Source organism: Massilia sp. LMS1-1-1.1, assembly GCF_040815535.1.
Taxonomy (GTDB): Bacteria; Pseudomonadota; Gammaproteobacteria; order Burkholderiales; family Burkholderiaceae_D; genus Janthinobacterium; species Janthinobacterium aestuarii.
The window spans coordinates 1-24,323 of record NZ_JBFPNG010000001.1 but is presented as its reverse complement, the minus strand read 5'-3'; the positions used below and the strand labels follow the sequence as shown (position 1 = coordinate 24,323).

At 62.0% G+C, this 24,323-nt stretch carries 25 protein-coding genes; 14 read left to right on the top strand and 11 right to left on the bottom strand.

The genetic code is table 11. The features are described 5' to 3' along the window. Window positions 1-27 precede the first annotated feature (27 nt). Window positions 28-1,224, bottom strand: coding sequence for an FAD-dependent monooxygenase (locus MRBLMS1_RS00125; RefSeq protein ID WP_485877002.1), 1,197 nt, complete (start codon window positions 1,222-1,224; stop codon window positions 28-30). 127 nt (window positions 1,225-1,351) lie between these two features. Between MRBLMS1_RS00125 and MRBLMS1_RS00120 the strand changes: the two genes are divergently transcribed. Then, a complete protein-coding gene (locus MRBLMS1_RS00120; protein ID WP_485877001.1) occupies window positions 1,352-2,152 on the top strand; it encodes an AraC family transcriptional regulator in 801 nt (266 codons plus the stop codon). Window positions 2,153-2,221: 69 nt separating this feature from the next. Then, window positions 2,222-2,647 (top strand): GNAT family N-acetyltransferase, encoded by a 426-nt coding sequence (locus tag MRBLMS1_RS00115; RefSeq protein WP_485877000.1) that lies wholly within the window; start codon window positions 2,222-2,224, stop codon window positions 2,645-2,647. A 70-nt stretch (window positions 2,648-2,717) separates the two neighbouring features. Here the strand turns inward: MRBLMS1_RS00115 and MRBLMS1_RS00110 are convergent, their stop codons facing one another. The 9 genes from MRBLMS1_RS00110 to ygfZ form a co-directional block, all read right to left on the bottom strand. Then, window positions 2,718-3,728: an ABC transporter permease subunit gene (locus MRBLMS1_RS00110; protein ID WP_071323543.1), complete on the bottom strand. Its 1,011-nt coding sequence runs from the start codon at window positions 3,726-3,728 to the stop codon at window positions 2,718-2,720. Between the two features lie 36 nt (window positions 3,729-3,764). Beyond that, a complete protein-coding gene (locus MRBLMS1_RS00105; protein WP_139089153.1) occupies window positions 3,765-5,264 on the bottom strand; it encodes a sugar ABC transporter ATP-binding protein in 1,500 nt (499 codons plus the stop codon). An 83-nt stretch (window positions 5,265-5,347) separates the two neighbouring features. Continuing rightward, complete coding sequence (locus MRBLMS1_RS00100; protein ID WP_077404737.1) at window positions 5,348-6,283, bottom strand: ABC transporter substrate-binding protein; 936 nt, start codon at window positions 6,281-6,283, stop codon at window positions 5,348-5,350. Between the two features lie 53 nt (window positions 6,284-6,336). Next, a complete protein-coding gene (gene tal / locus MRBLMS1_RS00095) occupies window positions 6,337-7,287 on the bottom strand; it encodes a transaldolase (protein ID WP_485876998.1) in 951 nt (316 codons plus the stop codon). A 2-nt stretch (window positions 7,288-7,289) separates the two neighbouring features. Beyond that, on the bottom strand, window positions 7,290-8,774 hold the full coding sequence (gene xylB, locus MRBLMS1_RS00090; protein WP_485878929.1) for a xylulokinase: 1,485 nt from the start codon (window positions 8,772-8,774) through the stop codon (window positions 7,290-7,292). Between the two features lie 31 nt (window positions 8,775-8,805). Next, complete coding sequence (locus MRBLMS1_RS00085) at window positions 8,806-9,807, bottom strand: LacI family DNA-binding transcriptional regulator (protein ID WP_485876997.1); 1,002 nt, start codon at window positions 9,805-9,807, stop codon at window positions 8,806-8,808. A gap of 313 nt (window positions 9,808-10,120) precedes the next feature. Further along, window positions 10,121-10,858: an NRDE family protein gene (locus tag MRBLMS1_RS00080; RefSeq protein ID WP_485876996.1), complete on the bottom strand. Its 738-nt coding sequence runs from the start codon at window positions 10,856-10,858 to the stop codon at window positions 10,121-10,123. Then, window positions 10,849-11,139 carry a DUF4936 family protein gene (locus MRBLMS1_RS00075; protein WP_485876994.1) on the bottom strand — a complete coding sequence of 97 codons (291 nt, stop codon included), beginning with the start codon at window positions 11,137-11,139 and terminating at the stop codon, window positions 10,849-10,851. Before MRBLMS1_RS00075 ends, MRBLMS1_RS00080 begins: the two co-directional genes overlap by 10 nt. Window positions 11,140-11,146: 7 nt before the next feature. Continuing rightward, window positions 11,147-12,253 (bottom strand): CAF17-like 4Fe-4S cluster assembly/insertion protein YgfZ, encoded by a 1,107-nt coding sequence (ygfZ, locus tag MRBLMS1_RS00070; RefSeq protein ID WP_485876992.1) that lies wholly within the window; start codon window positions 12,251-12,253, stop codon window positions 11,147-11,149. A 176-nt stretch (window positions 12,254-12,429) separates the two neighbouring features. On the opposite strand from ygfZ, the gene mltG reads away from it, so the two are divergent. The 10 genes from mltG to MRBLMS1_RS00020 all read left to right on the top strand — a co-directional run bounded on the left by mltG (window position 12,430) and on the right by MRBLMS1_RS00020 (window position 19,716). Further along, window positions 12,430-13,416: an endolytic transglycosylase MltG gene (mltG, locus tag MRBLMS1_RS00065; protein ID WP_034756592.1), complete on the top strand. Its 987-nt coding sequence runs from the start codon at window positions 12,430-12,432 to the stop codon at window positions 13,414-13,416. A gap of 22 nt (window positions 13,417-13,438) precedes the next feature. Next, entirely contained in the window at window positions 13,439-14,080 is a 642-nt protein-coding gene (gene tmk, locus MRBLMS1_RS00060) for a dTMP kinase (protein ID WP_485876990.1), read from the top strand. 15 nt (window positions 14,081-14,095) lie between these two features. After that, window positions 14,096-15,124 carry a DNA polymerase III subunit delta' gene (locus MRBLMS1_RS00055; protein WP_070302470.1) on the top strand — a complete coding sequence of 343 codons (1,029 nt, stop codon included), beginning with the start codon at window positions 14,096-14,098 and terminating at the stop codon, window positions 15,122-15,124. 90 nt (window positions 15,125-15,214) lie between these two features. Continuing rightward, entirely contained in the window at window positions 15,215-15,601 is a 387-nt protein-coding gene (locus MRBLMS1_RS00050; protein WP_456149825.1) for a VOC family protein, read from the top strand. Between the two features lie 56 nt (window positions 15,602-15,657). Continuing rightward, window positions 15,658-16,290 carry a carbonic anhydrase gene (locus MRBLMS1_RS00045; RefSeq protein ID WP_034756156.1) on the top strand — a complete coding sequence of 211 codons (633 nt, stop codon included), beginning with the start codon at window positions 15,658-15,660 and terminating at the stop codon, window positions 16,288-16,290. Between the two features lie 92 nt (window positions 16,291-16,382). Continuing rightward, a complete protein-coding gene (locus MRBLMS1_RS00040; protein WP_219115710.1) occupies window positions 16,383-17,162 on the top strand; it encodes a TatD family hydrolase in 780 nt (259 codons plus the stop codon). A 16-nt stretch (window positions 17,163-17,178) separates the two neighbouring features. After that, on the top strand, window positions 17,179-17,829 hold the full coding sequence (locus MRBLMS1_RS00035) for an ankyrin repeat domain-containing protein (protein ID WP_485876988.1): 651 nt from the start codon (window positions 17,179-17,181) through the stop codon (window positions 17,827-17,829). Window positions 17,830-18,082: 253 nt separating this feature from the next. Further along, on the top strand, window positions 18,083-19,006 hold the full coding sequence (locus tag MRBLMS1_RS00030; RefSeq protein ID WP_034756162.1) for a class I SAM-dependent methyltransferase: 924 nt from the start codon (window positions 18,083-18,085) through the stop codon (window positions 19,004-19,006). Window positions 19,007-19,106: 100 nt separating this feature from the next. Then, complete coding sequence (locus MRBLMS1_RS00025) at window positions 19,107-19,355, top strand: hypothetical protein (protein WP_128143191.1); 249 nt, start codon at window positions 19,107-19,109, stop codon at window positions 19,353-19,355. A gap of 163 nt (window positions 19,356-19,518) precedes the next feature. Then, window positions 19,519-19,716 (top strand): hypothetical protein, encoded by a 198-nt coding sequence (locus MRBLMS1_RS00020; RefSeq protein ID WP_485876986.1) that lies wholly within the window; start codon window positions 19,519-19,521, stop codon window positions 19,714-19,716. A 63-nt stretch (window positions 19,717-19,779) separates the two neighbouring features. On the opposite strand, the gene MRBLMS1_RS00015 is transcribed toward MRBLMS1_RS00020, so the two are convergent. Beyond that, window positions 19,780-20,898 carry a phospholipase A gene (locus MRBLMS1_RS00015; protein ID WP_485876984.1) on the bottom strand — a complete coding sequence of 373 codons (1,119 nt, stop codon included), beginning with the start codon at window positions 20,896-20,898 and terminating at the stop codon, window positions 19,780-19,782. Window positions 20,899-21,169: 271 nt separating this feature from the next. On the opposite strand from MRBLMS1_RS00015, the gene fusA reads away from it, so the two are divergent. Together fusA and MRBLMS1_RS00005 are read left to right on the top strand one after the other, a co-directional pair. Next, window positions 21,170-23,278: an elongation factor G gene (gene fusA, locus MRBLMS1_RS00010; RefSeq protein WP_485876982.1), complete on the top strand. Its 2,109-nt coding sequence runs from the start codon at window positions 21,170-21,172 to the stop codon at window positions 23,276-23,278. Between the two features lie 183 nt (window positions 23,279-23,461). Then, on the top strand, window positions 23,462-23,992 hold the full coding sequence (locus tag MRBLMS1_RS00005; protein ID WP_485876980.1) for an SRPBCC family protein: 531 nt from the start codon (window positions 23,462-23,464) through the stop codon (window positions 23,990-23,992). Window positions 23,993-24,323 lie beyond the last annotated feature (331 nt).

Genomic DNA, 24,323 nt, shown 5'->3' with positions numbered 1-24,323 from the left:
CCGCGCCCCGCTAGCACAGCAATGCTTTCAATACATCGGCAGCGTGAAATCGTCGTCGATCCTGCGCGCCCTGGTCTTGGCGTTCGGTCGCAACAGCCACTGGATCAGGGCGCTGCCGACGCACCGTTGCAGCAGGTGCGCGATGGCTATGCCGAACCGCGTCCGCACGTGCATGAGGCGGATGAGGCGAGGGCTCAGCTCCTGCTGCGACCGCTCGACATACGGGCGCAGGATGCGTTCATATGCCTGGAATGCCTGGGTGTGGGTAGCGCACCTCTTGATTTCCCCGGCCAGCACGTAGGCTCCCACCAGCGCCAAAGCCGTGCCCTTGCCCGTGAATGGCGTCGGGCAGTGCGCCGCATCGCCCAGCAAGACCAGCCGGCCTTTTGACCAGGTCGATGCTTGCACCTGGCTCATCGGCCCGAAGTAAAAGTCCTGGACGGTATCAAGCTCGGCGATGATACGATCGGCGACCTTGCCCCGGCCTGTCAGCGCCGCGCGCAGCAGCTCGCGCCGCGACGGCGTCGTCGGACTCCGCAGGCCAGGCTCAGGGGCTGGAAAGGTCATCAACACGGTAGTTTCCGTCAGGCCACCTGGCCTGAGGTTGATCATCGTACCGCCTATGCCGTTGACGGAGCAGGCCCAGAAGTCGTCTTCCCGTCGCCGGGGAATGTTGAAAAACGCCATGTAGACACCGAGGTAACGCATGCGCGTTTCAGCGGCCAGCGCCAGGTCTCTGGTCGGCGAGCTCACGCCATCGGCACAGATCACCAGCGCGAAGTCCTCTGCCGTGCCATTCGCAAAAGTTGCCCGCACACCATTTTCAATCTCTTCAACGCCGCTGACGGACGTGCCAAAACGGTATCCGCAAGTGCCGCGGGTCGCATCGAACAAAATACGGGCGAAATCGCCGCGCAGGATTTCGAAATCGCAGGTCAGTCCACCGATACTACCTTTGGGAAAAACAGCGACCACCTTGCCGGCCGCGTCGAGCCACTTCTGTCCGCACTCCAGCGTGTTGTGTGCCTCGACCTGTTCCGTCAAACCCATGCGCTTGATGACCTGCTGCGCGGCGCCCTTTACATCGATGTTCTGCCCGCCGTCCCTGAGCGCGCCGGCCTTTTCGGCGAGCACCACCGAATAGCCGTACCTGGTCAGCCACCAGGCACACGCAGGGCCGGCGATGCCGCCGCCGCAGATCAGGATTTTCTTCGTTTGTTCCATATGACAGCTTTCGTGGTTGTGATGTCACCGTCCATGTTAGGCGCGCCACGTGTTGGTCACAATGACCCAACAGGCCATGTTATATTGAATTCTTGCCACACTGATTTTGTTCCTTGAAAGGTGCCCGATGCCTGTTTTCAGCGACGACTCGTCCATTGAGTGGGAAGACCCCGACTGCGTGCCAAGGCCGGTGGTCACGCTTGGCGCCGTTGGCCGCGAGATGGATAGCCGCCAGGAGAAGGATTTTCATCAGCATCGAAAAGGCCAGTTCCTGCTCTGGATGCGTGGCGTGCTCACCTGCGAGGTGGACGGCGGCTTCTGGCTGGTGCCGCCAGGAAGCGCCATTTGGGTCCCCGGCGGCACACAACATCGAATGGATGGGGCCGGCACGGTCGATTGTTACGTGGTGTATGTCGATCCTGCGGTGGGCGACGCTTTGCCGCAGGAGTGCTGCACCTTGTCGACCACGCCGCTGCTGCGTGAATTGGTGATCCGTTCAGCGGCATTGCCGATGCGCTACGAAGAGGACGGCATGGCGTCACGGGTGATGACACTGCTTCTCGACGAAATGGCGCTGGCGCAGCCCGGCCAGGTTCATCTGCCCCTGACGACAGACAAGCGGCTACGCAAACTGGTCGAGTGGATCATGGCGCGTCCGTCCGATCCCGGCAACATCGAATCATGGGCGCAGCGGATGGGCATCAGTGCGCGCACGCTGTCACGCCTCGTGTCCCGGGAAACCGGCATGAGTTTCGGACGCTGGCGCAGGCAACTGCATATCCTGCTCGCCTTGCAATGGATGGCCAGGGGCGCCACGGTCCAGCATGTCGCAGAGGGCCTGGGCTACGAGAACGCGAGCAATTTTGTCGTCATGTTTCGCAAGGTACTCGGTGAAACACCTGGACGTTACCTGAAATCGAACGCTTGAGCCGCAGCACCTGCCAAGGCGTGGCAGGCCGTGCGACAATGACGGCCCGTCTCTTATTACCGTATACCCATGACCAAGCACACCATCCGCCTCGGCGACTGGGCCACCCTGGGCCCTGACGCTACCGTCATCCGTTTTGAAGTTTTCGTCGATGAACAGAAAGTGCCGGCCGAGATCGAACTCGACGACATGGACGCCGTCTGCCTGCACGCCGTTGCCTACGATGTGGCAGGCAACGCCATCGGCACGGGCCGGCTATTGCCAGACGGCCACATCGGCCGCATGGCCGTGCGCCAGCCGGGCCGCGGCACGGGCGTGGGCGGCGCCATGTTGACCTTGTTGATGGACAAGGCCCGCGAGCGGGGCGACAAGGCGGTGGTCTTGAACGCGCAAACCGTGGCCGCGCCATTCTATGCGCGCCACGGTTTCGTGCAGCAGGGGGAACAGTTTGAAGAGGCGGGGATTGCGCATGTGGAGATGCGCTTGCAGTTTTAAGCGTTGACCCAAGAGCAAGGACTGGGGTCGTACCCTGCAGGGTACGACCCCGGCACTTACCGGGTTACTCTTAATTTTGCGCGTGGCTCTGGCGCCATTTGTCCAGAATTACCGCCAGCACGATCACGACACCCTTGGCCACATACTGCCAGAACGACGACAAGCCCAGGATCGTCAAGCCATTGTTCATCACGCCGATGATCAGGGCGCCGATGACGGTGCCCCAGACGGAACCCACGCCGCCCATCAGGCTCGTGCCGCCGAGCACGACGGCCGCGATGGCGTCGAGCTCATAGCCCGTGCCCCAGTTGCCGTTGGCCGCATACAGGCGGCTGGCCGACATGGCGCCGCCCAAACCTGCGAACAGGCCGCTGATCGTGTAGACAAACATCAGGACGAGGCCGACCTTGATGCCGGTCAAGCGTGCCGCCTGGATATTGCCGCCGACGGCGTAGATATGCAGGCCCAGGGTGGTCTTGCGCAGGATGAACCAGGTCAGCACCACCACGGCGGCGGCCAGCCAGATCAGCCAGGGCACGGCCAGGAAGCTGCCGTTGCCCATCCATTCGAAGCTCGGGATTTCCGTGTTCAGCACGCTGGTGCCGTCCGCCAGCAGGTAGGCGGCGCCGCGCAGGGCCGTCATGGTGCCCAAAGTCACGACAAACGGGTTCAGGCCGACGAGAGCGACCAGCACGCCGTTCAGCGCGCCCAGCAGCAGGCCGACGATGAGGAAGGTGGGGATCGAAAAGCCGGCGAACTGGGCCGACAGCGACATCAGCATGCCTGCCACGGCCGAGACGGCCAGCACGGAACCGACGGACAGATCGATGCCGCTGGTCAGAATGACGAAAGTCATGCCGGATGCCAGCACGATGTTGATCGACACCTGGCGGAAGATGTTCATGGTGTTATTGCTGGTCATGAACGTCGACGTGCCGTCGGCCGAGAAATACACGGTCAGGCCATACATGGCCAGGTAGAGCACCACCAGCACGGGCAGCATGCCCAGGCGGCGCATCAGGTTCGAGGCATTGAAGGGTTCGCCGGCGCGCGCGGCGCCGCTGGTGGTACTCGTTGTCATGTTGATTCTCCTGAATAATTATGCTGATGCGTATTTTTATGCCGCTTCCAGATGGGTGGCATAAGCAAGGATTTTTTCCTGCGTGATATCGTCGCCCGTTACTTCGCCCGTCAGGCGTCCTTCGCACATCACCATCACGCGGTCGCAGATGCCGACCAGCTCGGCCAGTTCGCTGGAAATGCACAGCACGGCCGTGCCCGCGTCCGCCAACTGGTGGATGATCTTGTAGATTTCGCTCTTCGCGCCCACGTCCACGCCCCGCGTCGGTTCGTCGAGGATGAGCACTTTCGGGGCGATGGCCAGCCAGCGCGCCAGCAAGACTTTCTGCTGGTTGCCGCCGGACAGGCCGCCGACGATGCCGTCCGGTCCCGACACTTTCACGTTGAGGTTGGCTATCGCCTCGCGCGTCAGCTGGGTCAGGGCGCCACGGTTGACGACGCCCGCCGTCGCATGCTTGGACAGGATATTCATCGACATGTTTTCCATGGCCGACAATTGCATGAACAGGCCCAGGCTCTTGCGGTCTTCGGGCAGGTAGCCGATGCCGTGGCGGATGGCCGCCAGCGGCCGGTGGATGTGCACTTCCTGGCCGTCGAGCCATACTTGCCCCGTTTGTTTCTTGTCCGCGCCAAAGATCAGGCGCGCCAGTTCCGTGCGGCCTGCGCCGACGAGGCCGGCAAGACCCGTTACTTCGCCCGCATGCAGGGTGAACGAGGCAGGCTTGACCTTGCCACCGCCCACGTTTTCAACGCGCAAGCGCTCGGCGCCGCGCGTGGTGCGCCGCTGGTGCGAATAAAAGTCATCGGCAGGGCGGCCCACCATCATTTGCACGACTTTCTTTTGATCGAGTTCATCCTTGCCCAGCTCGCCCACATAGGCGCCGTCGCGCAGCACGGTAATGCGGCGTGCCAGGCGTTCCACCTCGGCCATGCGGTGACTGATGTAGAGCACGGCCAGGCCCTTGTCGCGCTGCTCTTCGATGATGCGGAATAATTGTTCTGTTTCCCGGTCGGACAGGGCGGCAGTGGGCTCGTCCATGATCAGGATGCGGCTTTCGTGCACGAGGGCGCGGGCGATTTCCACCTGCTGCTGCTCGGCGATCGACAGGGTCGAGACCATGGTGTCGGCGTCGAAGCGGGAGCCGAGGTCGGCCAGGATGGCGTTCGTGCGGGCGCGCATTTCGCCGCCCTTGACGGTCCAGAACGGTCCCTTCGGCTCGCTGCCCATGAAGACGTTCTGCGCCACCGTCATGTTCTTGGCCACGCTCAGTTCCTGGTAGATCAGGTTGATGCCCAGCGCGCGTGCCTCGCCCGGGTTGCGGATGCGGATCGGCTTGCCGTCGAGAATGATCTCGCCCGCGTCCGGCGTGTACACGCCCGAGAGGATTTTCATCAGGGTGCTCTTGCCGGCGCCATTTTCGCCCATCACGGCATGGATTTCGCCGCTGCGCACCGTCAGGTGCACGCCGCGCAGCGCGCGCGTGGCGCCAAAGCGCTTCTCGATGCCGCGCATTTCAAAAATAATATTGTCGCTCATGACTGTCCTTCCTTGCTTTTGAAACTGTTGCCCGCCCTTGGCCCGGGGCCGGGGCGGGCAACACGTGGTTCAGGTCAGGCAGATCAGTTCTTTACCCAGCCCGTGTAGGTGGCGACGTTTTCCTTGGTGATGGCCGGGGTCGGCAACAGCACCATCGTTTGTTTCGGCGTGCGGCCGTTCATGATGTCGTAGCCCATTTGCACGGCATCGGTGGCCATGCGGTACGGGTTTTGCGCCGAGGTGGCGGCAAACAGGCCAGCCTTGTTTTTCAGGGCGTTCTGGCCATCGGGCGCGCCATCGACGGCCGTGATCAGTTTGACGTCCGTGCGCTTCGATTGCTTGATCGCCAGTTCGGCGCCGATGCCCGTCGGATCGTTGATGGCGAACACGCCGTCGATCTTCGGATGGGCCGTCAGCAAGTTCGACATCACGGTCATGCCGCCGTCGCGGCTGCCGCCGGCGTTCTGGTTGTCGGACAGGATCTTGATATCCTTGAACGCGGCCAGGGTTTTTTTGCAGCCGTTGACGCGGTCGATCACGGACGTGACCGGCGGGCCGTTCAGGATCACAACATTGCCCTTGCCGCCGATCTGTTTGGCCAGGTAGGCGCACGACACGTCGCCAGCCATGGTGTTGTCGGACATCACGGTGGCCGACGCGCCCACGGCGCCCACGTCCACAGCGATCACGACCACGCCCGCATTGCGCGCTTTCTTGATGGCTGGGGCGATACCCTTGGAATCGACGGCGTTCAGGATGATGATATCGGTCTTGTTGGCAATAAAGTTTTCAATCTGGTCCACCTGGGTGTTCAGGTCATACTTGCTCGACACCGTGGTGACTTTCACGCCAGGGCCGCCCAGCTTCTTCGCGCTTTCTTCCGCGCCGCGGCCGATAGCGACAAAAAACGGGTTGGCCAGGTCGCCCACGCTCACGCCGATGGATTTCAGTGGTTTGTCAGCGGCGAAAGCGCCGCAGGCGGCGGACAGCAACAGGGAGGCGGTAATGACTTTTTTCATGAGGATCTCCAAGGGTTTTTATTGTCAAAAACAAACGGTGCTACGGGTGAAACTTATTGATTGCGTAATTTCTCGATCATGGCGTCCAGCTTGCCCGCATCGACGGCAAAGCCGCGGATGCCTTCGGCCAGCTTTTCGGTCGCCATCGCGTCGTCGTTCAAGGCGTAGCGGAAAGCGGCCTCGTCATACGTGATGGCCGGCTGCGCCGCGCCCAGGTCGGCGCCCAAGGCGCGCTCGAACGGCACGTCGGATGCTTCGAGTTTCGCCAGCAAGTCCGGGCTGATGGTCAGCAAGTCGCAGCCGGACAGGGCCGTGATCTGCCCCACGTTGCGGAAGCTGGCACCCATCACTTGCGTGGCGATGCCATGTTGTTTGTAGTAATTGAAGATGCGCGTGACCGACTGTACACCCGGATCGTTGGACAGGCTGCGCGCCGCTTCGTCCCATGCGGCGCCCATCGATTTCTTGTGCCAGTCGTAGATGCGGCCCACAAACGGCGAAATCAGGCGCACTTTCGCATCGGCGCAGGCGACGGCCTGGCAAAACGCGAACAGCAGGGTCAGGTTGCAAAAGATGCCGTCTTTTTCCAGCTCGCGCGCCGCCTGGATGCCTTCCCAGGTGGCGGCGACCTTGATCAGCACGCGCTCGCGGCTGATGCCGGCTTGCTCATACAAGGCGATCAGGCGGCGCCCGCGGGCCACGGTGGCGTCGCGGTCAAAGCTCAAACGGGCATCGACTTCCGTCGACACGCGGCCCGGCACCACTTTCAGGATTTCCAGGCCGAAGCGCACCAGCACTTGGTCGACGATATCGTCCAGCGATGCATGCTTGTGCGCAGCGACCGTGCTTTCCAGCAATGGCGCGTAATCGGGCTGCAGCACGGCTTTTAAAATCAGCGACGGATTGGTGGTGGCGTCTTGCGGCGCGAAGCGCGCCAGTTGCAAAAAGTCGCCCGTGTCGGCGACGACGGTGCTGTACTGTTTTAGTTGTTGCAGCTGATTCATTACTATTCCTTATCACTGAGTTGGTGCAAGGCTTGCACGGCGGGAAACAAGCTACGGTAGCGGCCGTAACGGATGCTCAAGGCTGCGCTGTGCGCGGCATCGGGCAGGAAAGTGTTTTTGATGGGTAAGCTGGTGGCCAGCAACTGGCGCTGACCGATGGCGGCAAAGCCCAGCTTGGCCGCGCCCAGGCTGGCCGACAGTTCGCTGTTGTGCAGTGTGCGCATCTCGCGGCCCAGCACATTGGCCAGCAATTGCGCCCAGTACTGGCTGCGCGCGCCGCCGCCCACCAGCATGCAGTGGGGAACGATGGCGCCCGTCGACGTGACGGCCGCCATGGCGTCGCGCAAGGCAAAGGCCACGCCTTCGAGCACGGCATAGCCGAGTTGCGCCGGCGTGCTGTCGTGGCCCAGTTGCAGGAAGGCGCCGCGCACTTGCGGGTCGTTATGCGGCGTGCGCTCGCCCGACAGGTAGGGCAGGAACAGGGGCGCGGACGGCGCGACGGGGGCGTCGAGCGGCAATCCCGTTTCCACCAGCGCCAGCAGGGCTGCCTCGTCGGGCTGGCCCAGCACGCCGGTGGCCCAGCGCAGGCAGCTGGCACCCGACAGGATCGCGCCCATCGCATACCAGCGGCCGGGCAGGGCGTGGCAAAAGCTGTGCACACCGCCGGCCGGGTTGCCCAAAGGCGCTTCGGTGACGGACACGATGGCGGCGCTGGTGCCCAGCGAGATAAAACTGTCGCCGCCATTGACGGCGCCGATGCCCACGGCCGAGACGGGGTTGTCGCCGCCGCCGGCTGCCACCACCACGTCCGATGGCAAGCCCAGCTTGTCTGCCACGGCGGCCAGCACCGTGCCCGTGGCGGCATCGCCTTCGGCCAGCGCCGGCATCTGTTCCGGCATCAAGCCGCAGGCGGCCAGCATGGGAACGAACCAGGCACGCTTGGCCTCGTCCAGCCACAGGGTGCCGGCCGCGTCGGACATGTCGGTGACCTTGTTGCCCGTCAATTGCAGGCGCAGATAATCCTTGGGCGACAGCAGGCAGGCGATGGCGGCAAAAGCGTCAGGCTCGTGCGTTTGCAGCCACAGCAGTTTTGGCACCGTCAAGCCTGCCATGGGCAGGCTGCCCGTCACGTCCGCATAGGCAGGATAGTCGCGCGCCAGGGCAGCCGCTTCGGCTTCGGCGCGCGCATCGTTCCACAGGATGGCCGGGCGGATCACAGCATCGTTGGCATCGAGCAGCACGGCGCCATGCATCTGTCCCGACAGGCCGATACAGGCGATGCGCGCGTATTCCTGCGGCCAGCCGGCACGCAGCTGGCCCAGTGCGTTGACGCAGGCGGCCCACCAGTCCTGCGGCGCTTGTTCGGACCAGCCCGGCTGCGGGCGGCTGGTATCGATGCGCACGGAAGCCTGGCCGCGCACGGTGCCCATGCTGTCCATGAGCACGGTTTTCAGTTCGGAGGTACCGAGGTCGATACCGAGGGAAATCGCTGGATGCATATCAGTTTGCTGTAAAAGGTCAGGGGCAGCCGCAGGAATTGCGCACGCGCAAGGTCGGCGACAAGCGCTGCACATGCCGGGCGCGGCCCGGATTGGCGATGCGGTCGATGAGCAGGTCGACGGCCATGGCGCCCAGCTCTTCAAGCGGCTGCGCCATCACCGTCAGGCGGGGGCTGAAGTAATCGGCCCAGTCGAAATCATCGAAGCCGGCCAGGGACACGTCTTGCGGCACCGCAATGTGCGCGTCGCGCAAGGCGTGCATGGTGCCGATGGTCATCAGATTATTGCCGGCCACGATGGCCGTCGGGCGCTGCGGCAGTGCCAGCAATTCGCGCGTGGCTGCGCCGCTGCGCTCGAGGTTGGAGTCGCCGGAGCGCAGCAGTGCGGGGTCAAAGGCGATATTGGCGCGCTGCAAGGCCAGGCGGTAGCCTTCGATACGCTCGTCCGTCGTGGACAGGCCCGGTGCGCCCGCGATGAAGCCGATGCGGCGGTGGCCGTGGACGGTGATCAGGTGGCTGACCAGTTCGGCCGTCGCCTCGATGTTTTCTACGCCCACCTGGTCGAACGGTTGCGCCGACATGCGGTCGACCAGCACGGAAGCGATCTTGTTGCTGGTCAAATAGTCGAGCGTGCGGTGGTGCGTGTCGCCCGACGGCGCCAGCACGATGCCGTCGACCCGGCGTTGGTGCAAGTTCTGCACCACTTTGAGTTCCTGCTCGGGATCGTCATGCGTATCGGAAAACAGCATCATCAAGCCGTGGCGCGTGCAGGCCGCCTCGATGGCGCGCACGGTTTCGCTGAAGTAATGATTGGTGAAGGCGGAAATGGCCACGCCGATGGTGCCAGAAGAGGAACCGGCGAGGGCGCGCGCCAGCATGTTCGGCACATAGCCGATCTGCTGCATGGCCGCGTTGACGGCGGCGACGGTTTTCGGGCTGACCTTGCGGGTGCCGTTGAGTACGTGCGAGACGGTCGACAGCGATACGTCCGCCGCCCGCGCTACATCTTCCATGGTGGCCATGGTGTCTCCTGATGGTTTTATTATTATTGTGTGCTGCGATTGAGTACGGCTGTGTCGCCGCGTTTGAATCTATCGTAAACAAAAGAAAGCGCTTGCGCAAGCGCTTTCTTTTTTGTGCGTGCGGATGTTGAGTGGGTTTTCGATGAAGATAGGGAAGGCTTGCGTAGGTCGGATTAGCGCGCCGCAGGGGCGCGTAATCCGACATCAGGGACGGTGGTGATGCCGGTTGAATGTGGTGGTGTTGTCGGGTTACGCGCTTGCGCGCTAACCCGACCTACCCCGACCTACGCCTCATAAAGATGGCAAGGTGGCGTTATTGAATCACCAGCTCATGCAATTCGCCGGGAGAGTCCGGGAACAGTTTCACGACGGTGGACGTGCGTGTGCCGTAGCCAGGCGTTTCGATGCAGACGGCGGACAGCACGCGCTCGAGGTCGAGCGGCACGCCCGTGTCCGGCAAGCGGAAGTCGGGCGCGCGCGTGGTGTCGGCCAGCATGTCGAAATACGCTTCGTCCGGTGCGCCCTGGCACAGCAGGCTGGCGAACTGGGCCTTGGTCTTCAGGACCTTCGGCCACGGCGCGTCGAGCAGGGCGTTCGACAGGCCGTAGATGCCTGGCTCCAAAGGCTGGCCATTGCGCGCATCGCCATCACCGCGGTTGGAAAACCAGATCAGGGTATTGGCGTCTCCGAGCACCAGATTGAAACCGTTGTAGGCTTTGCAGCCGGGGCGGATTTGCGCGACGTAGTCTTGCGGCGACATGTTGCCGGCCAAATAGTCGGCCACGAGGGCGCCGCGCGAAGGGGCGTCCGGGTTGCGGTCTTGCGGGCTGCGGATGTTGGTGATGGCGGCAAAGCGCGAACTGCCGCTGCCGGCTTGGGTAATGCCCATCCAGCTGCCGCCCGCTTGCAGGTCGCGGCCCGCATACACTTGCGGGTGTTCGGGCCAGGCGCCGGCGGGGGCGCTGGCGCGTTCATAGAATTCGTCGCGGTTGGCGGCGGCAATCAGCGGGATGTGCGGATTGACTTTCCAGGCAAAAACGATCAGGCACATGGAGGCAAATCCATGAACACTTCCGTATGGCGCGCGCCAGCCGTCAGGGACAGCAAGCCCGCTTCCTCTGATGCGCCGGCCAGCAGTTCCGTAAAACCTTCGCCGACGACGGGGTAGATTTCCATCCATGTCTGCAAGCCATCCTTGCTGTCAGGACGGCGCTTCAGTTGCGGCGCCACGCCGGACGCGGCCGCCAGTTTCGCCTGCATGGCGCGGACCCGGGCTTCCAGCGCCTGGGCGTGCTCTTCTTTTACCTGATAGTAAACGTACAGATCTTTCATGGCATTCTCACAAGTCGAGTGCGTCGAGCACGTAAGGCATGGGCAGGAACTGCACGGCAGCGCCCTGGGCCGAGCCGTAGCGTACGGCGCCGGCGGCGCTTGAACCTTCTTCGATCGCCCCCAGCTTCATTTCAACGAGGGCGTCGATGCCGCCCACGCCGTTCGGCGCCGCGTTGACGACCATGCCGCACGGTTGCTCGGGATCGCTGACGGCGAACAGTTCGCCACCGGCCGCTACCGAGGGATCGGCGATGCTGACGAGGGTGGTGCGGCGCTTGAGCTTGCCCAGATACTGGCTGCGCGCGACGATTTCCTGGCCCGGGTAGCAGCCTTTCTTGAAATTGACGCCGCCCAGCAGTTCGAAGTTGACCATTTGCGGTACGAACTGTTCTTGCGTGGCGGCCGTGATCTGCGGGATGCCCGCATGGATTTCCGACAATTGCCAGGCGTCATTGCCGCCCTTGGCGAGAGTTTCGGCCAACTGCGGCCACATGTTCTGCGCCGTGGCGGCCGACGTCAGCCATTGATAGCGGGCGCTGCCGAACGCATCGGCCACGCGCAGCAGGGTGCCCAGCGTGTGCTCGACCTTGCTGAATGGCGTGGCGGGCAGCGCCGGGAACCAGGCGGACAGGGCCGCGCTGGCTTGCTTGCCGCCGAGGCCCAGGACGACTTGATTGGCATCATCCGCGGACGCATCGTGCAGCTTGGCCTTGGCGCGCAGCACGAACATCTGCAGCCGCTTCTGGATGGCCGGCTGTATGGCGCGCGGCAATTGCAGATAAATGGTGGTGGCGTTGCGCCACATCAGGAAACTGGCCAGCAAACGGCCTTTCGGCGTGCAGTAGCCGGCCAGGCGCACTTGCTCCTGGTTCAGGTGTTCCACGTCGTTGGTCAGCTGGCCGTGCAGGAAACTGGCTGCATCGTCGCCGTTCAAGCCGATCAAGCCCTGGTCCGTGATGGCCGCGACAAAACCTTCTTGCAGCTGGGCCACTGTCAGGGACTGGCCGAAATCGGCGACAGGGGAGTTTGCGGTGCCGTCAGGCGCGCCATCGGCGGCAACGGGGCGGGCGCCTTGAGCGGTTAAAAATTGATTCCAGTTATTCATAATTTCCATTAGATCAGCGATTAAGCATTATCATTACGGGTTCATTATAGTGATGTCGCGCAAATTGCGTCGGCAGCGGCAAGATTGCCAGTGTTGGCGCCGCTTTGCGCGCACTTGCTTCACAAATGAACGATCATAACAAGCGCGCGCTGCTTGCCAGCGAGCGCATCACAAGAATCGGAACAATGGCTTTCTTTAAAAAACTTGTAGTCAGTTCAGTCATCGCCGCCATCGGCGTCGGCGGTACTTTTGTGTACTGGGCGCAGCAGCCCATCACCACGGACGGCGAAGCGATCCCGTTTACGATCAGCCCGGGCAGCGGCGCGCATGCGGCCGGCCAGCAGATCGCGGACGCGGGCGTGCCCATCGTGCCCATCCTGTTCAACATGCTGGCGCGCATCGAAGGCAAGACCTCGAAGATCAAGGCCGGTTCCTACGAGCTGAAACCGGGCACGACGCCGCAGCGTTTGATCACGCAGCTGGCGCGCGGCGAGTTCGCGCAAGAGTCGCTGACCATCATCGAAGGCTGGACGTTCAAACAGATGCGCCTGGCCATGGCCAACCACCCGGGACTCAAGCACGATACCGTGGGCCTGTCCGACAAGGAACTGATGGCGAAGATCAGCCCTGAATATGTGCTGCCGGAAGGCCTGTTCTTCCCGGACACGTATCTGTTCGCCAAGGGCGCCAGCGAAATGCAGATTTTCAGGCAGGCGCACACGGCCATGATCGGCCGCCTGTCCGAAGCGTGGGACAAGCGCGATCCGGCCTTGCCATATAAAAACCCGTACGAAGCGCTGATCATGGCTTCCATCGTGGAAAAGGAAACGGGGCAAAAGTCCGAGCGCGCCATGATCGCCGGCGTGTTCGTCAACCGCCTGAAGACGGGCATGCTGCTGCAGACGGACCCGACCGTGATCTATGGCATGGGCGACAATTACCAGGGCAAGATCCGCAAACGCGACCTGGAAGCGGACACCCCGTACAATACCTACACGCGCGGCGGCTTGCCACCCACGCCGATCGCCCTCGCTGGCGCGCAATCGCTGACGGCGGCGCTGGCGCCGGCCCGCACGCAAGCGCTGTATTTCGTCGCGCGCGGCGACGGCACCAGCCAGTTCTCGGCCAACTTGCCCGACCATAACCGCGCTGTGAACCAGTACCAGCGCTAATTTCACCAGATTAAGAAGTTTCATGACACAACACCATCAACCCCGCTTCATCACCTTCGAAGGCATCGATGGCGCGGGCAAGTCGACGCATATCGGCTTTGTTACCGACTACCTGCGGCAAAGGGGCGTGAGCCTCGTCTCGTCGCGCGAACCGGGCGGCACCAGCCTGGGCGAAAAGCTGCGCGAACTGCTGCTGCATGAAAAAATGCATCTGGAAACGGAAGCCTTGCTGATGTTCGCCAGCCGCCGCGAACACATCGCGCAAGTCATCGCGCCAGCGTTGGCGCGGGGCGAGTGGGTCATTTCCGACCGCTTTAGCGATGCCAGCTTCGCCTACCAGGGCGGCGGCCGCGGCATGGACCTGGGCAAGATGGAGGCGCTGGAAGCGTGGGTGCATCCGCATCTGCAGCCGGACCTGACGTTGTTATTCGACGTGCCGCTGGCCGTCGCCCGCGCCCGCCTGGACGCCACGCGCGCGCTCGACAAGTTCGAGCAGGAACGATCGGACTTTTTTGCCGCCACGCGCAACGAGTATCTGCGCCGCGCGGCCCAGTTCCCGGAACGCTTCCGCATCATCGATTCCACGCAAAGCATCGCCGACATTCAAGTGCAGCTCGCGCAGCTGCTTGATGTTTTACTTGAGAAAAGCACTGCAACACACTGATTTACAAAGAATAAAATGACCAGTTCTCTCTATCCGTGGCAACAGGACGCCTGGCAGCAATTGCAAGCCTTGCGCCCGCGCATGCCGCACGCCATTTTGTTCCATGGCGCGCAGGGCATCGGCAAGGCCGACTTCATCGAGCATTTCGCGCAAGCGCTGCTGTGCGAAGACGTGCGCGCCGATGGCCATGCTTGCGGCGCTTGCGCCTCGTGCGGCTGGTTTAGCCAGGGCAACCATCCCGATTACCGCCGGGTCCGTCCGGAAGCGCTGGAAGACGAGGTGGCCGACGACGGCGAAGAGGGCGAAGGCGCGAAGAAAAGCGCCAAGACCAAGACGCCGTCGAAAGACATCAAGATCGAGCAGATCCGCAACCTGGCCGACTTCATGAACATTTCCACGCACCGCCAGGGCTTGCGCGTGGTGGTGCTGTATCCGGCCGAAGCGCTGAACACGCCCGCCTCGAACGCCTTGCTGAAGACGCTGGAAGAGCCGCCGCCGGGTACCTTGTTCCTGCTGGCCTCGAACAGCCTGGACCGCTTGCTGCCGACGATATTGTCGCGCTGCAGGAAATTTGCCTTGCCCATGCCCAGCCACGAGCAAGCCTTGACGTGGCTCAAGCAGCAAGGCTTGAACGATGCGGACAGCTGGCTGCGCGAGCAGGGCGGCGCACCGCTGGCCGCGCTGGCCCAGTCCGAGTCGGGCGGCCGCGAAGAGACGGAACAGTTGCTGCAGGTGCTGGCCAACCCTGGCGTGGAAGCGGCCCTGAAGGCTGCCGACAAATTGCAGAAGGCGCCGCTGGCGCCGCTGGTGGCATCGCTCCAGCGCTGGCTGTACGATGTGTTTTCCGTCAAATTGTCGGGCACCATCCGCTACTACCCGCGCCACCGCCGCGAACTGGAAGCGCTGGCAGGACGCATCAATGTGAGCCGTCTGATGGCCGCCATCAAAGCGGCGAACGAACGCCGGGCGATTGCCGAGCACCCCTTGTCGCCCAAGCTGTTCCTGGAAGACATGCTGCTCGATTACGCTTCCAGTTGTCAATAAAATCAAGCACTTGTGTTGCTGAGTTAATGTAAATTCTCTTTTTTCCGTTTGGTGTTACAGTCAAGGCACTGGACAGCAAGGGAGGCGTGCATGAAACGAGTCACTGGCATCGGCGGCATCTTTTTTCAGGCGCATGACCCGGCCGCGCTGCGCGCCTGGTATCAGCACCACCTGGGCCTGGACGTGCAGCCGTGGGGCGGCGCCGCCTTCAGTTGGGCGGATGCGGACGGCCAGCCCACGGCCGGCACCACCATCTGGTCCGTGGCGGCCAAGGGCAGCGAGCAATTCCTGCCCGGCAAGGCTTCCTTCATGATCAATTACCGGGTCGACGACCTCGATGCGCTGTTGCAAGCCTTGCGCGATGAAGGCTGCACGGTGCTGGACAAGGCGCCCGATTCGGAATACGGCCAGTTCGGCTGGGTCATCGATCCAGAAGGCAACAAGGTAGAGCTGTGGCAGCCGCCACAGGGGCAGTAGGCGGAACCTGCCTCGTTCAGCGATAATACCGGCTCAGATAACGATCCCTATTTATTATGCGCGACATTATTGCTGGATTCCTACGCTTCCAAAAAGAGGTTTTTCCTGAGCGCCGCGAGTTGTTCAAGACCCTGGCCACGGGGCAAACCCCGAAGGCCCTGTTCATTTCCTGCTCGGACAGCCGCATGGTGCCGGAACTGGTGACGCAGCGCGAACCAGGCGAACTCTTCGTGATCCGCAACGCGGGCAACATCGTGCCATCGTACGGCCCGGAACCGGGCGGCGTCAGCGCCACGGTCGAATTTGCCGTCTCCGCCTTGAACGTGAGCGACATCGTCATTTGCGGCCATTCCGATTGCGGCGCGATGAAGGCGATCGCCACCTGTGCCTGCCTCGATCACATGCCTGCCGTGCGCAGCTGGCTGCACCATGCGGACGCGGCGCGCATGATCAACGAATCGGTCGACCATCCGACGGAGCAGTCGCGCATCGACGGCATGGTGCGCGCGAACGTGGTCGCGCAACTCAATAACCTGCGCACCCATCCTTCGGTGGCCTTGGCCATGGCGCAACACCGGCTGACCCTGCACGGCTGGGTGTACGACATCGAGAACGGTTCCCTCGATGCACTCGACGAGTCGACCGGCAACTTCGTTCCGCTCGCGGAACACCCGGCCTCGCAAATGTAATCGGCTGCAAGCCTCCGAACCGCCCCGGCAGGGGACGCGCGCCGCCGCCGTTCCCCTGCCAGTTTTCGCTCCCTCCGGTACAATCCCGCCTTATGTATATCGATTCCCATTGCCATATCAATTTCCCCGAGCTGGCCGCTCGCATGCCCGAGATCCTCGCCAAGATGGCCGAGAACAAGGTGACGCACGCCCTGTGCGTATCCGTCGACTTGCCGGACTTTCCGCAGGTGCTAGCCCTGGCCGAGCAGTATCCGCATATCTTTGCGTCCGTCGGCGTGCATCCCGACTACGAAGACACGCCCGAGCCGTCCGTGGAAGAGCTGGTGCGATTGGCGGACCACCCGAAGATCATCGCCATCGGCGAGACTGGCCTCGATTATTTCCGCCTGACGGGCGACCTCGAGTGGCAGCGCGAGCGTTTTCGCACTCACATCAAAGCTTCAAGAATCACGCGCAAGCCCTTGATTATTCACACAAGAGCTGCCAGTGAAGACACGATACGCATCATGCGTGAAGAGGGTGCTGGCGTGGCCGACGGCGGCGTGGCCGGCGTCATGCATTGCTTTACGGAATCGCTGGAAGTGGCGCGCGCCGCCATCGACATGGGTTTTTATATTTCGTTTTCCGGCATCGTCACGTTCAAGAGCGCCAAGGATTTGCAAGCCGTGGCCCTGGAAGTGCCGCTCGAGCGCATCCTCATCGAAACGGATTCGCCGTACCTGGCGCCCGTGCCGTTCCGCGGCCGCATGAACGAGCCGGGCTATGTAGCCCACGTGGCGGAATATCTGTCGACCCTGAAAGGCATCCCGCTGGAGCAGGTGGCGCGTCAGACGACGGACAATTTCTTCAAGTTATTCAATCAGTTGCCGTAATTTCTTAAGGTCAGACATGATGAAAAAACTCGCGCTGGCGATGCTGCTGTGCTGCGCCACCGCCAGCCAGGCGGCGCCGGAACCGGATGCCTTCTTCCGCGCCGTGTCCGTCAACAACGCCAGCGGCGTGCGCGACATGCTGGCCGAGGGCATGAACCCGAACCAGCCCGACGCGCAGCGCGGCGACATTCCCCTCGTGCTGGCCTTGCGCGACGATGCGGACCGGGTTTTCAAGGTGCTGCTCGACGCACCCGGCATCGACATCGAAGCCCGTTCCGCCAACGGCAACACGGCGCTGATGATGGCCGCCTATAAACACAAGCAGGATGCCGTGGAAGCCTTGCTGACCAAAGGCGCCAAGGTCAACCAGAGCGGCTGGACGGCGCTCCACTATGCGGCTTCGGCGGGCGACCTGCCGATCATGAAGATCCTGCTCGACCGCGACGCCGCCGTCGATGCGCGCGCGCCCGCCAACGTCACGCCGCTGATGTTCTCCGCCCGCGAGGGGCAGGAGGGTGCCGTCAAGCTGCTGCTGTCCTGGGGCGCGGATGCGAACCTGAAAAGCGACCATGGCTGGACGGCCGTGCAGTTTGCCCAGGCCGGCGACAAGCCGGACGTGGTCGCCATCATCGAAGCGGCGCAGAAGGCGCGCGCGGCACGAAAGTAATCTTCTAGCAATATTTTCCATGCCAGCGCTGAAACTGGCATGGAATTGCCTCTCAGCTCAGCCCTTTGTTCTCCGTGCCGATTAACGATAATGATCATGTCGCATTAATCAGGAGATTTTTCGCATGGGCAATCACATCAACGTCAGGCGCCGGCTGGTTTGTCGCCGCCCCTCGCGCAGCCCGTGCGATAACACTGCTTTCTGGAATGACAAAACCGATCGGCCATCGGAGCCAGACTCCAAGAGGACAGACATGCTGAATGAACGAGAAATCGAGAGTTGTTACCTGGGGCAATTTATCCCCGTCCATTACCACCACAATATGTTGATGGACCAGAACCGCATGCACGGGTTCAAGTCGGCGATCGATTACGCGGTGAAGCCTGGCATGAAAGTGCTGGAGCTGGGCGGCGGCACGGGTGTGCTGTCGTGGTTTGCGGCCGCACGCGCCGACAAGGTGTGGTGCGTGGAGTTCAATCCGGACATGGTCAAGGAAGCGCGCAAGATGCTGGCGCTCAATCCCAACGGTGAAAAAGTGGAAGTCGTCCACGCGGACGCCTTCGAATATCTGCCGCCCGAGCCCGTCGACGTGGTCATCTGCGAAATGATCCATGTCGGCATGCTGCGCGAAAAGCAGGTGGAAGTGATCGAGTCGTTCAAGCGCCGCTACCTGGCCCGTTTTGGTGGCCCGCTGCCCATCTTCCTGCCTGAGGCCGTGATCATGGCCGTGCAGCCGATGCAGCAGGAATACGATTTCGAGGGCTTTTATGCGCCCATCGTGCAATTCCAGGAAACCACGGCCATCCACCCGGGCGTGCAGGAACTGGCGCCGCCGTCCGTGTACAGCATCATCGACTTCAGCCAGCCGACGGACAGTGTGTTCGGCTTCGACGGCAAGTTCGTCGTCGAGCGCAGCGGCACCTTGAATGCCTTGCGTTTCGTCACCAAAAACATCCTGGCCGTCGTGCCCGAGCGCTCGACCACCATCGACTGGCTGAACCACTACATGTGCTTGCCGCTGGCCACGCCGGTCGCCGTGAAGGCGGGTGACGTGCTGCAAGTGAGCTTCCAGTACCGCGCCGGCGGCTCGATTCCTTCGCTGGAAACGTCGATCCGCGCGCAGGTGATCTATGACGTGAACCTGCAGCCTGTCACGCAGAACGCCGTCTACGCATAAGTAGCATTAATTCAAAGGCAACGCCGCAGCGATTTCGTCCTGCGGCGTTTGTCCATTCAGGGTATATTTCGTCTTTTACCTACTGGACAGTTTTACTATCATGGAACAGATCGATCAGCGTTACCTCGTGCAGCAGAACAAAATCAGCGATGGCGAAACCAAACCGCCCGTGTTTGCCAAGGTAATGCGCAGCAAGGAAGGCGTGTTTGAAGGCGTGTCCTTCATCAAGTCGAAGGACAAGGCCTCCATCCTGACCATCGAAGATGCCAACCAGGCCATCAAATGGGCCACCAGCAAGAAGCCGAACGCGCATGAATACGTCACGAAAGTGATTTGCGTCGGTCAATAAAGGTAGCCGCAGGCGCCGTTCATTCCCGTTTTTGCACCGTTCATCCCCCCAGCACGCAGTTCATCGCACGGCCGTTGCCGCCGTGGCGGCGCTTGCATATAGTGGCCTCACGGTAGCGGGGCAAGCACGGCTTGCTCCGCACATTTCATTCTAGGGGGACGCGATGCTGGGATTTGTGCTGTGGCTGCTGCTCTTGCTCGTATGCTGGCCCCTGGCCTTGCTGGCCCTCGTGCTGTATCCGCTGGCCTGGCTGCTGTTGCTGCCATTTCGCTTGATAGGCATCAGCGTGGAAGGCGTGTTTGAATTGTTGCGCGCCATTGTCATGCTGCCGGCCCGCGTGCTGGGCGGCGGCCCGCGATAAACCAGATATTTCCCATAAAAAATGGCGCCGTCGGCGCCATTTTTGTTTGCGGTACTGCCTGGCTTACAGGTCGACCATGAAACCGGCGCCGATCGATTTCTGCGAGTAGTTGTAGTCGATCAAGCTCTGGCCATAGCCGGAGAACAGCTGCAGATAGCCTTTCAGGTTGGCCTTCAAGGGGAAAGCCCAGCTTGCCTGCATGGAGCCATGCTTCTTGCTGAAATTGCGGCGGGCCGTCACGGCATACTCGTGGCCCTTGTTGCGGTAGCTCACGCGCAAGTCGCCATGCCCCAGGTAATCGGTGATGTCGATATTGTCATTGTCGGTCTTGCCATTGTCGAGGCGGTGCCAGACACGGGCCGTGACGGCCAGATTGTCTTTTTCCATGCCCAGTTCGGCATATACACGGTTCCAGCTGCGCGACAGGGTCGACGTCTGACCGTTCGACTGGTGCACGAGGCCGAAGTTCAGGTAATTGAATTCGACACCCGCGAAATTCTTGTTGATCGGCATGATCAGCATCAGTTCCGGCTGGTAATTGGTCTCGCGGAACGGGCTCGATGCCTTGCGGTTATACGCTTGCCAGAAACTTTGCTGCGTGTAGCCGAACCACATGTCGAGCGGCGTGCCGGCGATGTCTTCCAGCAGCTTCATCTTGAAGCTCAGCTGGAACGTCAGTTCCACATGCTGGCTCTTGATGCCGGCCGGCGTGAAATCCTGGAACGGCTCGTCGTTGGACGCATCGCTGTAATTGGCCAGCAGCAGATAGGTGTCGCGGTGCGGGCGGAAGTTGAACAGGCCGCGCTTCGAGGCCTCGTTCAATTCCCACGATTGCTGCGTGCGCGAAATCGGCGCTTCCGGCGGCGCCGCGCCTGTCTGTGCGACGGCGGGAATGGCCGCGTTGACGGCCTCCGGCGTGGCCACGCCAGGCGGACTGACTGGGGTGATCGGGGCGGCCTCGGCTGCCGCTGCCAGGGTGACGGCCGCGGTGGCGGAATCACCGCCGGCCGCGATGGTGGCTTTTTCCGCCGCCTTGGCCAGGGTGTCGAAGCAGCCCAAACGGGCGCTGGCGTCGCCAAGCACGGCGCAACGCTGCATTTGCTGTTCCAGTTCACCGGCCATGGCCAGCGCCGGCGATGCCAGCAGGGAAGAGAGGATTATTTTTCTTAGTTGGATAGTCATAGGCTGAGTAGGGCATGTCGTTCGGTGCGCACCTTGGCTGCATGCCGGCGGCGTCGCCTTGCATGGTAATTACCATGCGTATTGATGCTGATTAATCTTTGTTGATTTAATACTGATGAAAGTATAGCTGAATCGTTCTTTTTCCCTGACTCCTTGGCGTGCGCACGACGGACAGTGTTGTGCGCTTGGTAAACGGCACGCCGCCGTGCCGGCCAAATCGATGTCTGCTACACTGGAAAACCGGGTGCCGGGGCTAGCCATGGAGATTGTGATGACCCGCAAAACACCTATCGAGCGCTACCGCAACATCGGCATCAGCGCCCATATCGACGCCGGCAAGACCACCACCACCGAGCGCATCCTGTTTTATACGGGGGTCAATCACAAGATCGGCGAAGTGCACAATGGCGCCGCCACCATGGACTGGATGGAACAGGAGCAGGAACGGGGCATCACCATCACCTCGGCCGCCACCACGGCCTTCTGGAAAGGCATGGCCGGCAACTTCCCCGAGCACCGGATCAACATCATCGACACGCCCGGCCACGTGGATTTCACGATCGAGGTCGAGCGCTCGATGCGCGTGCTCGACGGCGCCGTGATGGTGTATGATGCCGTCGGCGGCGTACAGCCGCAATCCGAGACTGTCTGGCGGCAGGCCAACAAATACCACGTGCCGCGCATCGCCTTCATCAACAAGATGGACCGGGTGGGCGCCGATTTCCTGCGCGTGCGCCAGCAGATCGCCGACCGCCTGAAGGGCGTGGCCGTGCCCATCCAGCTGCCGATCGGCGCCGAAGACCATTTTACGGGCGTGATCGATTTGCTGAAAATGCGCGCCATCACCTGGGACGACGCCAGCCAGGGCGTGCAGTTCAGCTATGGCGAGATTCCCGCCGAGCTACAGGCACAGGCACAGCAGTGGCACGATCACATGGTCGAGCACGCGGCTGAAGCCAGCACGGAGATGACGGAACGCTACCTGAATGGCGACACGTTTACGGAAGCCGAGCTCAAGCAAGCCTTGCGCGCGCGCACGATTCGCAACGAAATCGTGCCCATGCTGTGCGGCAGCGCCTTCAAGAACAAGGGCGTGCAGGCGATGCTCGACGCCGTCATCGAATACCTGCCGTCGCCGATGGAAGTGCCGCCCATCATGGGACATGACGAGCACGACAATGAGGTAGAGCGCCATCCGACGGACGACGAGCACTTTGCCGCGCTCGCCTTCAAGATCATGACGGACCCGTTCGTGGGGCAATTGACCTTCTTCCGCGTGTATTCGGGCGTGGTGAACTCGGGCGACATGGTCTACAACCCCACCAAGAGCGCGCGCGAGCGGCTGGGGCGCATCCTGCAGATGCATGCGAACGAGCGCAAGGAAATCAAGGAAGTGTATGCGGGCGACATTGCCGCCGCCGTGGGCCTGAAAGCCGTCACCACGGGCGACACCCTGTGCGCCATCGACCACATCATCGTGCTGGAAAAGATGATCTTCCCGGAACCCGTGATTTCGCAGGCGGTCGAACCGAAGACCAAGCCTGACCAGGAAAAGATGGGTATCGCCCTGAACCGCCTGGCGCAGGAAGACCCGTCGTTCAAGGTGCATACGGACGAGGAATCAGGCCAGACCATCATGTCGGGCATGGGCGAATTGCACCTGGAAATACTGGTCGACCGCATGCGCCGTGAATTCGGCGTGGAAGCCAATGTCGGCAAGCCGCAGGTGGCGTACCGCGAAACCATCACGCGCGCGGTGGAAGACGTGGAGGGCAAGTTCGTCAAGCAATCGGGCGGGCGGGGCCAGTACGGCCACGTGGTGCTGAAACTCGAACCGCTGGAGCCGGGCACCGGCTACCAGTTCGTCGACGCCATCAAGGGCGGCGTCGTGCCGCGCGAATTCATCCCCGCCGTCGACAAGGGCATCGTCGAAACCTTGAAGTCGGGCGTGCTGGCCGGCTACCCGGTCGTCGACGTCAAGGCAACGTTGACCTTCGGCTCCTACCACGACGTCGATTCGAACGAAAACGCCTTCCGCATGGCCGGCTCCATCGCCTTCAAGGATGGCATGCGCAAAGCACACCCCGTGCTGCTCGAACCGATGATGCAAGTGGAGGCGGAAACGCCGGAAGAGTTCATGGGCAACGTCATGGGCGACCTGACGGCCCGCCGTGGCATGGTGCAGGGCGTCGACGACATCCCCGGCGGCGCGGGCCGCATCGTCAAGGCGCTCGTGCCGTTGGCTGAGATGTTCGGTTATTCCACCACCCTGCGTTCGCTGACGCAGGGCCGCGCTACCTACACGATGGAATTCAAGCACTATGCGGCCGTGCCCAAGCATATCCTCGACCAGGTGGCATCTGCTGGCAAGGCAAAGTAGGTCGGGTAGGTCGGATTAGGCCCTCCGGGCCGTAATCCGACACCATTGTTGGCCTGGTCCGTTGATGGTGTCGGCTTACGCGCTGTGCGCTAACCCGACCTACGCTCAAGATGGCGTACGGGCCTTTCCCATTTTCGGCGTCACTGTCACATTAACTGCCAGTCCACCAACACAGGAGAGAGCATGGTCACCGCAGAACAGAAGCAGGAAGGATCGCACCGCGACAGTAGCGACTTTGTCATCACGCAGACTTTCGACGCGCCGCGCGAACTGGTGTTCCGCTCGTGGGTCGAACCGGAGCGCCTGGCCCAGTGGTGGGGCCCTGTCGGTTTCGAATTGAGCGTGCTGGCGCTGGACCTCAAGCCGGGCGGCGTCTTCCACTACGGCATGCGCGCCGACAATGGCTACGAGATGTGGGGCAAGTTCACCTACCAGTCTATCGAAGCGCCTGAACGCATCGTTTCCATCCTGTCGTTTGCCGACAAGCAGGGGAACGCCGTGCAGCACCCCGTCAGTGCTACTTGGCCGCTGGAATCGTTCAATGTCATGACGCTTAGCGAAGAGAATGGCAAGACGACGATGACGTTACGATCGACGCCGCACAAGGCGACGGATGAGCAGCATGAGACTTTCAAGCAGGGGTTTGAGTCGATGACGCAGGGGTTCAGGGCGACCTTCGCCCAGCTGGCCCAGTACTTGGCGCGTGTTCAGTAAGTTTTTATTGAATGGCGGGCCAGAGCCGCGGGCCTGAGAAAATGTCCATAGCTGCGTTGCTTGGGCTCGCCGTACATGCGTACTGTCTTCGCCCGCGCGCCTTGCCCTGGCCATTTTTCAGGCTCGCTGGGCCCGGGGAACCATGGTTTGAGGCGCGGGCGAGTTCTTGCTGTCGTTGCCAGTTCGCGGTTGAGGAACGTCCGTTTTCGCCCCAGGCTGTGTGAAAACCCGAGTTTTTGTATCGGGAGCGGCCGCTCCGTGCAAGCCCCCGATTTTCCCCGACGTGCGAGTCGAAGTTAAAAAGGGCTCACGCCCCCAACAACGCCGCTTT

Coding starts and splice junctions, on each gene's coding strand:
- mltG (WP_034756592.1), top strand. CDS start 12,430: ATGGCTTTCTTTAAAAAACTTGTAGTCAGTTCAGTCATCGCCGCCATC.
- MRBLMS1_RS00050 (WP_456149825.1), top strand. CDS start 15,215: ATGAAACGAGTCACTGGCATCGGCGGCATCTTTTTTCAGGCGCATGAC.
- MRBLMS1_RS00125 (WP_485877002.1), bottom strand. CDS start 1,224: ATGGAACAAACGAAGAAAATCCTGATCTGCGGCGGCGGCATCGCCGGC.
- MRBLMS1_RS00025 (WP_128143191.1), top strand. CDS start 19,107: ATGGAACAGATCGATCAGCGTTACCTCGTGCAGCAGAACAAAATCAGC.
- MRBLMS1_RS00045 (WP_034756156.1), top strand. CDS start 15,658: ATGCGCGACATTATTGCTGGATTCCTACGCTTCCAAAAAGAGGTTTTT.
- MRBLMS1_RS00015 (WP_485876984.1), bottom strand. CDS start 20,898: ATGACTATCCAACTAAGAAAAATAATCCTCTCTTCCCTGCTGGCATCG.
- MRBLMS1_RS00035 (WP_485876988.1), top strand. CDS start 17,179: ATGATGAAAAAACTCGCGCTGGCGATGCTGCTGTGCTGCGCCACCGCC.
- MRBLMS1_RS00105 (WP_139089153.1), bottom strand. CDS start 5,264: ATGAGCGACAATATTATTTTTGAAATGCGCGGCATCGAGAAGCGCTTT.
- fusA (WP_485876982.1), top strand. CDS start 21,170: ATGACCCGCAAAACACCTATCGAGCGCTACCGCAACATCGGCATCAGC.
- MRBLMS1_RS00055 (WP_070302470.1), top strand. CDS start 14,096: ATGACCAGTTCTCTCTATCCGTGGCAACAGGACGCCTGGCAGCAATTG.
- MRBLMS1_RS00005 (WP_485876980.1), top strand. CDS start 23,462: ATGGTCACCGCAGAACAGAAGCAGGAAGGATCGCACCGCGACAGTAGC.
- MRBLMS1_RS00030 (WP_034756162.1), top strand. CDS start 18,083: ATGCTGAATGAACGAGAAATCGAGAGTTGTTACCTGGGGCAATTTATC.
- MRBLMS1_RS00080 (WP_485876996.1), bottom strand. CDS start 10,858: ATGTGCCTGATCGTTTTTGCCTGGAAAGTCAATCCGCACATCCCGCTG.
- tmk (WP_485876990.1), top strand. CDS start 13,439: ATGACACAACACCATCAACCCCGCTTCATCACCTTCGAAGGCATCGAT.
- ygfZ (WP_485876992.1), bottom strand. CDS start 12,253: ATGGAAATTATGAATAACTGGAATCAATTTTTAACCGCTCAAGGCGCC.
- MRBLMS1_RS00085 (WP_485876997.1), bottom strand. CDS start 9,807: ATGGCCACCATGGAAGATGTAGCGCGGGCGGCGGACGTATCGCTGTCG.
- MRBLMS1_RS00020 (WP_485876986.1), top strand. CDS start 19,519: ATGCTGGGATTTGTGCTGTGGCTGCTGCTCTTGCTCGTATGCTGGCCC.
- MRBLMS1_RS00075 (WP_485876994.1), bottom strand. CDS start 11,139: ATGAAAGATCTGTACGTTTACTATCAGGTAAAAGAAGAGCACGCCCAG.
- MRBLMS1_RS00100 (WP_077404737.1), bottom strand. CDS start 6,283: ATGAAAAAAGTCATTACCGCCTCCCTGTTGCTGTCCGCCGCCTGCGGC.
- MRBLMS1_RS00120 (WP_485877001.1), top strand. CDS start 1,352: ATGCCTGTTTTCAGCGACGACTCGTCCATTGAGTGGGAAGACCCCGAC.
- MRBLMS1_RS00115 (WP_485877000.1), top strand. CDS start 2,222: ATGACCAAGCACACCATCCGCCTCGGCGACTGGGCCACCCTGGGCCCT.
- MRBLMS1_RS00040 (WP_219115710.1), top strand. CDS start 16,383: ATGTATATCGATTCCCATTGCCATATCAATTTCCCCGAGCTGGCCGCT.
- MRBLMS1_RS00110 (WP_071323543.1), bottom strand. CDS start 3,728: ATGACAACGAGTACCACCAGCGGCGCCGCGCGCGCCGGCGAACCCTTC.
- tal (WP_485876998.1), bottom strand. CDS start 7,287: ATGAATCAGCTGCAACAACTAAAACAGTACAGCACCGTCGTCGCCGAC.